At 42.7% G+C, this 14201-nt stretch carries 11 protein-coding genes; 1 reads left to right on the top strand and 10 read right to left on the bottom strand.

From position 1 onward, the window contains the following. Positions 1–20 precede the first annotated feature (20 nt). Positions 21–1013 carry a TAXI family TRAP transporter solute-binding subunit gene (locus tag KS242_RS00055; protein ID WP_217322503.1) on the bottom strand — a complete coding sequence of 331 codons (993 nt, stop codon included), beginning with the start codon at positions 1011–1013 and terminating at the stop codon, positions 21–23. Positions 1014–1171: 158 nt separating this feature from the next. Next, positions 1172–2647 carry an IMP dehydrogenase gene (gene guaB / locus KS242_RS00050; protein WP_217322502.1) on the bottom strand — a complete coding sequence of 492 codons (1476 nt, stop codon included), beginning with the start codon at positions 2645–2647 and terminating at the stop codon, positions 1172–1174. Positions 2648–2782: 135 nt separating this feature from the next. Here guaB and KS242_RS00045 point away from each other — a divergent pair, with 135 nt between their 5' ends. Next, a complete protein-coding gene (locus tag KS242_RS00045; RefSeq protein WP_217322501.1) occupies positions 2783–3754 on the top strand; it encodes a YaaC family protein in 972 nt (323 codons plus the stop codon). Positions 3755–4082: 328 nt separating this feature from the next. On the opposite strand, the gene KS242_RS00040 is transcribed toward KS242_RS00045, so the two are convergent. From KS242_RS00040 to dnaA, 8 genes are all read right to left on the bottom strand, one after another. Beyond that, positions 4083–5156, bottom strand: a complete 1074-nt coding sequence (locus KS242_RS00040) for an HD-GYP domain-containing protein (protein ID WP_217322500.1) — start codon at positions 5154–5156, stop codon at positions 4083–4085. A 74-nt stretch (positions 5157–5230) separates the two neighbouring features. Continuing rightward, on the bottom strand, positions 5231–7756 hold the full coding sequence (gyrA, locus tag KS242_RS00035) for a DNA gyrase subunit A (protein ID WP_217322499.1): 2526 nt from the start codon (positions 7754–7756) through the stop codon (positions 5231–5233). A 43-nt stretch (positions 7757–7799) separates the two neighbouring features. Further along, positions 7800–9710, bottom strand: a complete 1911-nt coding sequence (gyrB, locus tag KS242_RS00030; protein ID WP_371747646.1) for a DNA topoisomerase (ATP-hydrolyzing) subunit B — start codon at positions 9708–9710, stop codon at positions 7800–7802. A 38-nt stretch (positions 9711–9748) separates the two neighbouring features. After that, positions 9749–9994, bottom strand: a complete 246-nt coding sequence (gene remB / locus KS242_RS00025; protein WP_097038130.1) for an extracellular matrix regulator RemB — start codon at positions 9992–9994, stop codon at positions 9749–9751. 1 nt (position 9995) lies between these two features. After that, the gene (recF, locus tag KS242_RS00020) at positions 9996–11120 is read right to left on the bottom strand and encodes a DNA replication/repair protein RecF (RefSeq protein WP_217322497.1); all 1125 of its coding nucleotides are present in this window, start codon (positions 11118–11120) and stop codon (positions 9996–9998) included. Positions 11121–11150: 30 nt separating this feature from the next. Beyond that, the gene (yaaA, locus tag KS242_RS00015) at positions 11151–11372 is read right to left on the bottom strand and encodes a S4 domain-containing protein YaaA (protein ID WP_095220703.1); all 222 of its coding nucleotides are present in this window, start codon (positions 11370–11372) and stop codon (positions 11151–11153) included. Positions 11373–11529: 157 nt separating this feature from the next. Next, entirely contained in the window at positions 11530–12663 is a 1134-nt protein-coding gene (gene dnaN / locus KS242_RS00010) for a DNA polymerase III subunit beta (protein WP_217322496.1), read from the bottom strand. 188 nt (positions 12664–12851) lie between these two features. After that, complete coding sequence (gene dnaA / locus KS242_RS00005; RefSeq protein ID WP_217322495.1) at positions 12852–14201, bottom strand: chromosomal replication initiator protein DnaA; 1350 nt, start codon at positions 14199–14201, stop codon at positions 12852–12854.

Here is a 14201-nt window from a genome sequence, read left to right as displayed (position 1 = left end):
GGCGATCACATACATATACGTTATTGCGGTACTTCTACTCCTGCTTCTTCAAAGTAACGCAATGCACCTGGATGGAAATCGATGCTCACACCTTCTACTGCGCTCTCTGGTTTAATAAATTCAGCTTTTTGATGACCAATCTCATCTGTATTTTCATAAATAGACTTCGTGATATTGTAAACCAGGTCTTCATCCATACCTGACGTTGTCGCAAGCATTGCATTAACAGAAACTGTCTCTACAGGCTGCTCCAAGCTGTAGGTGCCTTCTTCGATTGTATAAGGTGCATAATATGGTTTCTCTTCAATCAATTGATCGACCTTTTCTTTATCCAAGCCGACAACAGTTATATCTGTCGTTGCAGATAGACTTTCTACCGCTCCTGTTGGTGTACCCGCTGTGATGAAAGCAGCATCAATCGTCCCATCCTGCATGCCAGCTGTAGACTCACCAAAGTCAAGATTCTGCACTTCAATATCATCCACTGTCAAATCATAGATAGCTAAAATATCCTCTGCACTTGCGCTAGTACCGGATCCTGGTGCACCAATGGATACCGTCTTTCCTTTTAGATCTTCTATCGTTTCGATGCCGCTAGCTTTGGTGGCAACAATCTGGATTGTCTCCGGATAGAGAGAACCAATCGCTTGAATATTATCTATGGCTTCTCCTTCGAACATCAATGTTCCTTCTGCTGCATATGCAGCAATATCTGTCTGGGTAAAGGCAATCACATCGTCGTTACCTTCACTCAATGTATTCATATTTTCTACAGAAGCTCCTGTAGATGTAGCACGTGCTTCTACATCATCCACGTTTGAGTTGATAATCTCAGCCAAGCTGCCCCCTAGCGGATAATATGTACCTTCCGTTCCGCCTGTCAGCAAGTCAATGAATTGCGGACCGCCTTCAGAGGAAGAGCTGTCACTTGTACCACCGCCGCATGCTGCCAAAATAAAGGTCAACGCCGCTATCATACTAATTACAATAAAAGATCTTTTCTGCCTTCTCATCACTTCATACCCCCTATTTCTAAATCAGTTCTTTATAAATGTAGCAAACCCTTTCAATTATTACAATATTATTTCTATTGAAAAAAGTCTGTTCATTTGTTAGATTATGTACTATAAAAAAGAAACGACGCCTATAATGACGTCGTTTCCGTTTTAAATTAATTTACTGAATAGTTCGGGGCTTCTTTTGTAATTTGAACATCATGCGGATGGCTTTCACGCAAGCCCGCTCCCGTCATGCGGATAAATTGTGCATTCTCACGGAAGTACACAAGATCAGCAGCACCGCAGTAGCCCATGCTGGCACGCAAGCCGCCAAGCAGCTGGTGTACTGTATCTGCAAGAGCTCCTTTGAATGCAACGCGTCCTTCGATGCCTTCTGGTACTAATTTCTTCGATTCTTCTGTTTCGCCTTGGAAGTAACGGTCTTTGGAACCAGATTTCATCGCTCCAACAGATCCCATACCACGGTATACTTTGTATTGGCGGCCTTGGAAAATCTCTGTTTCGCCAGGGCTCTCTGCTGTACCCGCAAACATGCTGCCAAGCATAACGGCATGTCCGCCTGCGGCTAATGCTTTAGCAATATCGCCAGAGTATTTGATTCCGCCATCAGCAATGATGGACACGCCATGCTTATCAGCTTCAACAGCACAGTCATGAACAGCTGTGATTTGTGGCACACCAACACCAGCTACAACGCGTGTTGTACAAATAGAACCAGGTCCAATACCAACTTTAACTACATCAGCACCTGCTTCGATTAGTGCACGTGTACCTTCAGCTGTTGCTACATTTCCAGCAATCAAGTCCACTTCTGGGAATTTCTCTTTAATCGCTTTTACTTGCTCTAAAACACCCTTAGAATGACCATGTGCAGTATCAACAACAAGTACGTCCACCCCAGATTCCACTAGCTTGCTGATACGTGTCATCGCATCACCAGTAACACCGACAGCAGCTCCTACAAGTAAGCGTCCATGTTTGTCTTTAGCGGAGTTCGGGAACTCAATTACTTTCTCAATATCTTTAATAGTAATCAAGCCTTTAAGCACGCCTTTATCGTCTACAAGCGGCAGCTTTTCGATCTTATGTTTCTGAAGAATTTTCTCTGCTTCATCTAATGTTGTGCCGACTGGTGCAGTTACCAAGTTTTCTTTTGTCATCACATCGGAGATTGCAATCGAATAATCCTGTACGAAACGAAGATCACGATTTGTCAGGATACCGATCAGCTTCTGCTCTTCTTTGTTGTTAACGATTGGCACACCTGAAATGCGGAATTTACCCATCAAATGCTCAGCATCGAACACTTGGTTTTCAGGGCACAAGAAGAATGGGTCTGTTATAACGCCGCTCTCTGAACGTTTCACACGATCCACCTGTTCTGCTTGCTCTTCAATGGACATGTTCTTATGGATAATGCCTAGTCCACCCTGTCTGGCCATCGCAATCGCCATACTAGCTTCTGTTACAGTATCCATTCCAGCACTGATAAGTGGAATGTTTAGTGTAATATTTTTAGTTAATGCAGTTTGGAACTTCACATCGCGTGGTAATACCTCAGATCTTGCTGGCATAAGCAAAACATCATCAAAGGTCAAACCCTCTTTTGTAAACTTGTCTTCCCGCATGTTTATCCTCCTTTTATCATGAAATGACTATATATGGTTAAAATACTTCTATAAAAACCTATTGTTACTTACAATACGCCAAGATGCGCGGTTTTTCAACTATATAAGCATTGAAAAATTAATGGAGGATTCTGTATGAAAGATGAAAACGTCTCCACCTTTCTAACCTACCTGGAAGCAGAAGATGCAGCCCTATCTCTTCTGCAAAATAACTACCAGCAACTCGCTATCCCCGATGCAGAGAGCCGGAGCTATGAGAATATAGCTGCTTTCATGGCCTATTTAAACTATGGTAAGGCTTATAATTCCTATGGTAAGGATGCCCCGCTTTTCATGAAGCCTGTCTTATTGTTTTACGGGATGACACATTTTATGAAAGCTAGTTTACTGCTGGTGAGGCCGGGATATCCAGAATCAACAGCTGAATTGGCACATGGGCTGTCATCTAGAAAACGTAAAAAACGGGATTATCAGTTCAGTCTTGATGAAGTACTTGTACAAAAGCGCGGCCTATTTCCCTATTTCTCGCGATATGTTTGCCAGAAAGATTTACTTTCCATCCATAAGCTTTCTATGGGCGATATGCTTGGTCTAATCCCAGAGTTACAAGATCTTTTACTGATGCAAGAAGAGAAGCAGCATTTGACTCCAGCAGCACAGCAGCAAGGTACTATTCATCTGCCGTCATCCTTGCCAGATTACTATCAGTGCACGCACCGACGTTTCCGTGAACTTTTGCAAGCTTCCTCGCTGCAACTAACCAGTGACGACCAGCTGACTATCCAGACTCCAGATACAAGTTGGCAAGCAGCTGGTCCGCTTTTTTACAGCACAACAGATCAGCAATACCACTTTCTCAAACAGCGAAGCTTAACGGCTATTCACGAGTGCATGGCCCATTATGTACTGTTATATAATCTGAGCATGATTTGCCGTTATGAAACAGAATGGTGGACAGATTTCCTGCATGTGAGTAAACCGCATGAATATCCGCTAATTGTTCGTTTTCTAGAAACCACTTGTGAGAAAATCCCACTGCTAATCGGATCTTTTATGCTGCAACGCTTTTTAGATACAAAAAAAGAGCCTAGAACAAAACAAGATTAATACATCCTAAATGCGAACAATGACTAGATCCATACTTCCTAATACAGCCCTCTGGCGGCTGCTGCCTCTCCAACTTTAGCTGTTATTGTCGGACAGAAATGGCTTTTGAAGTAGACACCGACAAGAAAATCGGCTCTTATTTTCGAGGAGTCTACTTATTCAGTGAAGGTTTCTCATAACAAAAATTAGCGTAGGAAATACACGGAGACTCCCGCAGGAAGCGATGCGCTCATCTAAATTTTCAATGCAAATAATCCAAACAATGCTGCAGGTAATTGCAGTATTGTTTGGATCATTATATAGCTTAAACAGTTATGTCTCCGCCTCTTCATTTGATGATTTCCTCAATGTATAAATCCGGATATTCATTCATCGCTTTCACTTCTCCAGATTCCAGCTCACGGACCATTGGTTTGGGCGGATTACTGCTATCTGTAAAAACAATTTCAGCAAGCTGTCCGGAAGATAAACGAACAATTGTTTTCTGTTGTGCATCAAGAAAAGCTTGCATAAAAGCCTGCACCATGGAAGGATCAAATCGTTCAAATTGCTCTTCCAGTATAATTTCAACTGCTCTGTAAGGAGATACAGCCTGCTGATAAGCCCGTTCGGATATGAGTGCATGATAGGTATCGCAAATGGAAACAAGACTTGCGAAAGGATGGATTTTATCTTTACCCAACCGGAGTGGATATCCAGTTCCATCTGCCCGTTCATGGTGCTGCAGAATCGTAAGTTTTGCTTTGGTAGAAAGAAGAGAAACTTGCTCTATCATTCGGTAAGACAGTGTAGGGTGTTTCTCTATATCCTCTCGTTCCTGAGTATGTAAGGTGCGCTTTTGCAGATAATATGGCTGCTTGAGCTTTGCCATTCCGCAATCCGCCAACAAAGCAGCTAAAGCTGTTTGATTCACATCCGCCTCTGTGTAACCTGCTTTCTGCAGTACGGCTGCTGCAAGCAGAGCCATTCCAATTGCATGATCAGAGACATAGTCTGTTTGCATCCGATATGATGGCAGATTAAAGATATTTCCTTCCCAGCTTGCTGCCTTCTCCATTACCGGCAGAAGCATTTGCCGCAAGCTAGATACATCCACTGCTGCTCCATGCTGCCAAGAAGCAAATTGTTTCTGATATACATCTGCAGCTGCTTCCAGGGCATCTAGAAAACGCACTTCTTTCTTCCGTTTCTTTGGCTGTACAGGTTCCTTACTTGGAACAAAGCTGGTACCGTCTTCTAAGTGACTAGCCACTGGCACTTTCTTCACAAGTAATTTTTGCAGATAAAAGATCTCCGACTCTGTCAGTGTTGTTTTATTCTTTACAAGCGGTAAGCCGCTTTTTCCGATTACGTCTGCAGTTACAATACAGCCAGCTACAAGTTGATTAGCTGAGACGATCATATCCTACGCATCCTTTCTTCCACTACATTATGTAAAAAAAAGCACTCCCACTATGGGAGCGGGAATGCTTTTAATCATACTTCTTCGGAATCCTCAGAGTTGTCTGCTTCGGGCTGTACTGGTTCATCCAGCAATTCTTCCGAAACACCCTCAATTTCCTCTTCTTGCTCTTTATCAATTCGAGCAACAGTAGCAACTGCTTCATTCTCTTGAATACGAATCAAAATAACACCCTGTGTATTCCGGCCAGTAACTGAGATACTGGCAACAGGCATACGGATTAAGACACCAGAAACAGTGATAATCATAATATCTTCATCACCACTTACTGGTTTAACTGCAACCATCTGACCTGTTTTTTCCGTAATCTTAGAGGTTAGAATACCTTTACCACCGCGATTCGTAATCCGATATTCTGATTCCGGTGTGCGCTTCCCAAATCCTTTTTCGGTGACATTCAGGATATCCACGCCTTCATCAATAATATCCATTGATACTACCGAATCATCTTCACCACGCAAGCTGATTCCTTTCACTCCCGCAGCAGTCCGGCCCATCGGACGGATCTGTTCTTCAGGGAAGCGAATCAAATAACCATTTCTCGTACCAATCATGATGTGCTTATTACCATCAGTCATACGAACAGAAATCAATTCATCATCTTCACGCAGATTCAATGCAATCAAACCGCCTCGGCGGATATTAGCAAACTGAGAAAGGGTTGTCCGTTTGGAAATACCTTGTTTTGTTGTGAAAATCAAATACCAGTCATCAACAAAGTCCTTAACAGGTATCAACGCATTGATCCATTCGCCTTTTTCTATCTCCAGCATGTTGATAATCGGAATACCTTTTGCTGTCCGGCTGAACTCTGGTACTTCATAGCCTTTTGCACGATATACTTTCCCTTTATTCGAGAAGAATAGAATCGTATCATGCGTACTAGTAGAAATAAGATGTTCAACAAAGTCATCTTCATTCGTACCCATACCTTGGATACCTCGGCCGCCGCGTCCTTGACTGCGATAAGTGGAAGAAGGCAGACGTTTCACATACCCTTGGTGTGTTAACGTGATGACCACATTCTCTTCTGGGATTAGTGCTTCATCCTCAATAAAGTCTGTACCGCCGATGACAATCTCTGTACGGCGCTCGTCACCAAAGCGTTCCTTGATTTCAATCAATTCTTCCCGAATGATTTCCAATACTTTTTCATCATCAGCAAGGATTGCTTTCAGCTCAGCAATAAGTTTTACAAGTTCCTGATATTCCTCTTCAATCTTGTCACGTTCCAAACCTGTCAAACGCTGCAAACGCATATCCAAAATTGCCTGTGCTTGTTTGTCAGATAGCTCAAAGTTCGTCATTAACGCTTCACGAGCAATGTCTGTTGTCTGGGATCCGCGAATCAAACGAATGATTTCATCCAGATTGTCGAGTGCAATGCGTAAACCTTCCAAGATGTGAGCTCTTGCTTCTGCTTTGCGCAATTCAAACTCTGTTCTGCGACGGATAACAATTTGCTGGTGATCCAGGTAATGTTTAAGCACTTGCTTCAAGTTCAGAATCTGCGGTTTGTCGTCTACAAGTGCTAAAATGTTAATCCCGAATGACGTCTGCAAAGCTGTATGCTTATACAAGTTATTCAAAATTACATTTGGATTTGCATCACGGCGGATCTCAATAACGACACGCATCCCGTTCCGGTCAGATTCATCGCGCAAATCTGTAATACCTTCAATTCGTTTATCACGCACGAGCTCTGCAATTTTCTCCACCAAACGAGCTTTGTTCACTTGGTAAGGAAGTTCGGAAACAAGAATAGTGGATTTGCCATTGTCATGTTCAATAATCTCTGTATTAGCGCGAACAGTAATTGAACCGCGTCCTGTTTCATAAGCCTTCCTAATCCCGCTTCTGCCCAATATTTGAGCTCCAGTAGGAAAGTCAGGGCCAAATATGTGCTCATCCATTAGTTCTTCAACAGTGATATCTGGATTCTTACTAAGGGCTAGGACACCGTTAATTGTCTCATTTAGGTTATGCGGCGGTATATTTGTAGCCATTCCGACTGCAATACCAGACGCCCCGTTTACAAGCAGGTTCGGGAAGCGCGCTGGCAATACGAGTGGCTGTCTTTCCGTGCCATCGTAGTTATCACCATAGTCAATTGTATCTTTGTTGATATCACGCAATAGCTCCATTGATATCTTAGACATACGTGCTTCCGTATACCGCATTGCCGCTGCTGAGTCACCGTCCACAGAACCGAAGTTGCCGTGGCCGTCAACGAGCATATAACGATAACTGAAATCCTGCGCCATACGCACCATTGCTTCGTATACTGCCGAGTCGCCATGCGGGTGGTACTTACCTATTACTTCCCCAACAATACGAGCTGATTTTTTATATGCTTTATCAGCATGCATACCCAAATCATGCATTGCATAAAGAATTCTGCGGTGCACAGGCTTCAAACCATCTCTAACATCGGGCAATGCACGTGCTACGATAACGCTCATTGCATAGTCAAGGAATGATGTACGCATTTCTTGACCAATATCTCTATCTTGCACACTTGGACGTAATTCATCCGCCATGCGAAAAACCTCCTGTCAATTGCCAGTACCAATTCTACATTGGTTAGATATCTAAATTCTGCACATTTTCTGCATTGTCTTGAATGAAATTCCTTCTTGGTTCCACTTTATCACCCATCAGTATATCGAAAATCTGATCGGCATCAATCGCATCCGCTAAGCTGACTTGCAGCAATGTGCGGTGGTCTGGATCCATTGTTGTATCCCATAACTGTGTGGCGTTCATTTCTCCGAGTCCTTTATAACGCTGAACACCAGGTTTTGGTACTTTCGGAAGTTCACTCATAATCCGATCCATTTCACGGTCATTGTACGCATAATATGCCGCTTTCCCTTGCTGTACTTTATAAAGCGGCGGCTGTGCGATATACACATAACCATTCTCAATCAGCGGGCGCATGTAGCGGTAGAAGAATGTTAAAAGCAATGTCCGGATATGTGCACCATCGACATCCGCATCCGTCATGATAACCAGTTTATGATATCGCGCTTTAGAAATATCGAATTCTTCCCCGATACCTGTTCCTAAAGCAGTAATCATGGCGCGAATCTCATTATTGGCAAGAATCTTATCTAGTCGCGCCTTCTCAACGTTAATAATTTTACCTCGCAATGGCAGAATCGCTTGGAAGTGACGATCACGCCCCTGCTTGGCTGAACCGCCGGCAGAGTCTCCCTCTACTACGTACAATTCACTGATAGAAGCATCTTTAGAAGAACAGTCTGCAAGTTTACCTGGCAAGCTGCTTACTTCCAAAGCACCTTTACGCCGTGTTAGTTCACGTGCCCGTTTTGCCGCAATCCGAGCGCGAGATGCCATTAATCCTTTTTCAACAACAATTCTTGCTGTATCTGGATTTTCAAACATGAACTTAGAGAATAACTCTGTAAACGCCGCATCGGTTACTTGGCGTGCTTCACTGTTACCAAGCTTCGTCTTTGTTTGGCCTTCAAACTGCGGATCTGGATGTTTGATAGATATAATGGCAGTTAAGCCTTCCCGAACATCATCACCAGACAAATTAGGGTCATTTTCTTTAAACATGTTATTTTTCCGCGCATAGTCATTGATAACACGTGTCAAACCAGATTTGAATCCAGCTTCATGTGTTCCGCCTTCATACGTATGGATATTATTCGCAAAAGAGTAGATACTGCTTGTGTAGCCGTCGTTGTATTGCAGAGCAATCTCCACTGAGATATCAGATTCCGTATTTTCTGCATAAAACGGTTCATGTAATACTTCCTTGGATCGATTCAAATGTTCCACATAAGAACGGATACCGCCTTCGTAGTGGAAGGTAACGGCCTCAGGTTCTTCCTCGCGCTTATCTTCCAGACTGATAGCCAGTCCTTTATTTAAAAATGCAAGCTCTCGAATGCGGACAAGCAGTGTCTCTTTGTTATATTCTGTCGTTTCTGTGAAGATCTCCGGATCCGGCTTGAAATGTGTGAAGGTACCTGTTCTGTCAGATTCCCCAGTAACTCTTAAATCAGCTTTCGGGATACCTCTTTCAAACGTTTGTTCATGGATTTTGCCATCACGGTGAACGGTAACATTCAGTTCTGTCGACAAAGCATTTACAACGGATGCACCTACACCGTGCAAACCGCCAGATACTTTATAACCGCCTCCGCCGAATTTACCTCCGGCGTGAAGGACCGTCATAATGACCTCAACTGCAGGCCGGCCCGTTTTTTCATGTGTGCCGACAGGAATTCCGCGGCCGTTATCCTCTACCGTAATACTGTTATCTTTCTCGATTGTTACTTTAATATGGTCACAATAGCCAGCAAGTGCTTCATCGATACTGTTATCAACAATTTCCCACACTAAGTGGTGCAGCCCGCGCTCACTTGTCGAACCAATGTACATTCCTGGACGTTTCCTTACAGCCTCTAAGCCTTCCAGTACTTGTATCTGATCTGCATCATATAACTGTTCTCCCGGCATCTTATCTTCCGTTGCCATATGCATTCACCTGCGTTTCTTTATAGGTTATCTTCTTCTATCATTCTCGGAATCGAGACAGCAGCCCGTCTTTTCAGTGTTTGCACAGATAAGGGACTCGAATAAATCCCATCTATGGTGACAATGATAGATTTGGCTGCTGTATCATCCGCTTCGTCATTTTCTGCCCGCTCAGGGTCAACTGTTTTGGCTGCTTGGTCATACTCCAAGATAGCCACCACATCTCTTGCCCTAACGACATTATCCCAACCAATTGACAGAAACATATCAGGCCCCTCCTGACTCACGAACAAGCTTACCTGCTTGAATGTTAAACAGTTCGGCCTGCCTTAATGTGTCGTGCTGGATGCCGGACACATTTGTTGTTGATACAAAAGTCTGTACTTTTCCTTGTATCGTTTCAAGTAAATGGGATTGTCGGCTGTCGTCTAATTCACTCAATACATCATCCAGCAAAAGAATCGGATAATCTCCCACTTCTTTGTGAATCAGCTCAATTTCAGCTAGTTTCAAGGATAATGCTGTTGTACGCTGCTGCCCTTGTGAACCGAAGGCTTGTACGTCTTTCCCGTTCACGTAAAAAGACAGGTCATCACGATGGGGGCCTGCTAATGTTGTCCCTCTTTCCACTTCACGCGTTCTAAGTGCAGAGAATTTTTCTTCATAAGCTATTCTCAGCGTTTCCTTATCGGATTCTTCTGATACGTCAATGTTGGAAAGATATTCTATATCAAGCATCTCCAGTCCTGTAGTAATGCCCTGGTGGATGGGCTGTGCCCATTTCCGCAGCAGTCCAAGGAACAAGAAACGTTTTTCTAAAATAATAGCAGCATGTTCGATCAGCTGCTCTGTGAGTACATCAAGCATCGTTGGATCAGCTTGCCGCCGCTGAAGCAGCTTCAGCAGATGGTTTCGCTGCTTTAATATTTTTTGGTATTGCCCAAGGTGATAAATGTAAACAGGCTGAATCTGTCCAATCTCCATATCAATAAAACGCCTGCGAATTTGCGGACTGCCTTTCACCAAGTTCAAATCCTCAGGAGCGAACATGACTACATTAAGCGCCCCGATATAATCACTTAGGCGTTTTTGTTCCAGATGATTCAGTTTTGCTTTTTTGCCTTTGGACGATAATACAATCTCCAGCGGAATCCGCTGTTTTCGCTTTATTATGTTCCCTTCTATTTTAGCATATTCTTGGTCCCATTGGATAAGTTCTTTATCTTTCGGAGTCCGGTGGGATTTAGAAAAAGCGAGAACATAGATGGCCTCCATTAAATTCGTCTTGCCTTGTGCATTCTCGCCGATGATGACATTTACTTTATCGTCGAATTGAAGCTGCAGCTTATCGTAATTCCGATAATGCGTAAGCGTTAGCTCTTGAATATGCATGCTCAGGTCCTTTCTGTATCCGGCAAGCTGCTATGCCTTTTTGACAATAAACACCTCGGATGTCGCTGGCAGCTCGACACGATCCTCCGGATACAGCTTCCTGCCGCGTCTGTTTTCTTCTTCTCCGTTCACTAGCACCGGATAGTCAGCTAGATACAACTTAACCATTCCGCCGCTTTCCACAGCATTCACCAGCTTCAGGAATTTCCCCAGCTGAATATATTCGGTATTAATCTGAATTTCTTCGTTCATTTCCGCTCTCCTTACTTTTAAGTGCCTTCTTATTATTTTACTAAAGTATCCACAACAATGAAAGTTATTTTCATTATGCCCAATTGAATGGACAACATGTTATGCACAGAAAAAAGACACCGCCGATTGGCAGTGCCTTTATCCACATGTGTATAACTCAGTACGTACGAACTGGTGTGATCAGCTGCAGCAAATCTTCATCGTCAGTTGGACGAATGAGGAATGGACGCATTGCTCCTGTGAATTCAATTTTCACTTGTTCACTTTCAATAACCTTCAGTGCATCCATCATATATTTGGCGCTAAAACTAATGCGCAGTTCTTCTCCGGAAATTTCTTCAACAGACATTTCTTCTACTACTCGGCCAACTTCTGGTGAATTGCTGCTGATTTCTAGTTTTCCTGACTCCTGCGTAACAAGTTTTACAACGTTGTTTCTGTTCTCTTTTGCGAGCAAAGATGCACGATCGATGGAACGAAGTAATTCTTTTGTATCGATCTGAAGAACAGTCTTGCTTTCATTTGGTATCAGACGAGATGTGTCTGGGTAATTGCCTTCCAGCAAACGAGAAAGGAAATATAAATGTTTTGTGCGGAAAAGAATTTGGTTGTTCGTAATTCGAATTTCCACAGGGTCCTGATTTTCATCAAGAATTTTATTCAGTTCTGTCAAACTTTTACCTGGAATAACAACATTTTGGAAAGCAAATGCTGCAGAGATTGGAATCTGTCGGGAAGCTAGTCTGTGACTATCTGTCGCAACAAAATGCAATTGGTCATCTTGTACACGAACATTTACTCCAGTCAATAACGGACGTGTTTCCTGTGTAGAAACAGCAAATACGGTTTCTTTTATCACATTTTTGAATAAATCTGCAGGAAGTTCAAAGCTATCTTCGCTATGAAGCTTCGGCAGCTGTGGATATTCATCCGCATCTTGCCCATTTAATTTAAATTCTGCACTACCGGATCGAATTGTGACATTTAACTGCCCATCCGATTCAATTTCTACCGCATTCATCGGTACTTTTCGTACGATTTCTGGGAAATACTTAGCTTGCAAGACGATGCTTCCTGGTTCTATTTGTTCTACATACACAATTCCATCTTCTTCTTTAGGGATAAAGGACTCAATTGAAATATCTGAATCACTCCCTGTTAGAGTAATGCCGTCTTCTTTTGCTTCAATTTTCATTCCTGTAAGAATTGGAATAGCTGTTCTGGATGAGATTGCTTTCATCACGTCTTGGATACTAGCTAATAGTCGATCACGTTGTATGACAAATTTCATGATAATTGCGTGCCTCCTAAAGGGGTGTTCTTATATTAATTATTATTTATAAAAATACAGTAGTAGTAATAGGGGCTGTGATTATGTGGATAACCACCAAAAAACCCAGTTACAACAACAAAAACACCCTGTGGATAATATGTGAATAAAAAAAGAGTTTATGCACGTTTATCAACAGGGCCTTGTCGTTAGAAAGATTTTAGTCTTTCTTTTATCTCATCAATTTCACGCTGGAATTCCTGATCTTCACTTAATAGCTTAGATATTTTCTCGTGCGCATGAATAACAGTGGTATGATCTCTTCCGCCGAATTCTTCCCCTATTTTAGGTAAAGAAAAATCGGTTAGTTCACGAGAAAGAAACATTGCAATTTGTCGGGGAAAAGCAATAGCCTTCGTACGCTTTTTGGCACTAAACTCTTCTAACCGTACGTTAAAGCGCTCTCCAACCAGCTCTTGAATCGCATGAATCGTAATGACCTTTGGCTTCGAGCTAGGAATGATATTTTTAAGTGCGTCTGCTGCTAAAGAAGCATCAATATCCGAGTTTATAAGAGAGGAGTAAGCAACAACACGTATAAGTGCACCTTCCAGCTCTCGGATATTCGTATCTATTTGATTGGCAATGTACAGCATAACTTCATTTGGAATATCTAAGCCTTCTGCTTTGGCCTTTTTGCGTAAGATTGCAATTCGTGTTTCCAGATCCGGCGGAGTGATATCTGTAATTAGTCCCCATTCAAAGCGGGAGCGCAGACGATCTTCTAATGTTGGAATTTCTTTTGGCGGCCGGTCACTGGAAATAATAATTTGCTTGTTTTCTTCATGCAGCGCATTAAATGTATGGAAAAACTCTTCCTGCGTTTGTTCTTTTCCAGCCAAAAATTGAATATCATCTATAAGCAAGACATCAATATTTCGATATTTTGCCCGAAATTCCGCTGTTTTGTTATCTCGGATAGCGTTAATGAATTCATTTGTGAATTTCTCAGAAGATAAGTACACGACTTTAGCACCTGGATTATGATCAAGGACATAATGTCCGATTCCGTGCATCAAATGGGTTTTGCCGAGCCCGACACCTCCATAGATGAAAAGCGGGTTATAAGCTTTAGCGGGTGCTTCTGCGACAGCCAGTGATGCAGCATGTGCGAAGCGGTTTCCGGATCCGATAACGAATGTATCAAATGTATATTTGCTATTGAGCATCGTTTTTGGTGACTCTGCTGCCGTATCTTTTGATGCTGTTTTTGCAGGCATAGCTGGTCTGGCAGTTTCTTCTTCCTGCTGGAATTCCGGAATGATGAATTTTGTCTGCAGGCGATTACCGGTCACTTCAAAAAGGGTGTCTCCAATTAAGGAGGAGTAGCTGCTTTCCAGCCAGTCTCTGGCAAACTCATTGGGAGCTTCAATAATTAGGGTATCCTCTTCGAGTGCGTATGCGTTTGTATTTTTCAGCCACGTATCAAAGCTTGGCTTACTGATTTTCTGTTCAATTGCTTGTAACGTCTTTTTCCATAAATCTTGAATATTCTCCAA

The sequence above is a fragment of the Terribacillus sp. DMT04 genome (genome assembly GCF_019056395.1).
GTDB classification, from domain to species: domain Bacteria; phylum Bacillota; class Bacilli; order Bacillales; family Amphibacillaceae; genus Terribacillus; species Terribacillus aidingensis_A.
This window is presented reverse-complemented; position numbering and strand designations above follow the sequence as displayed.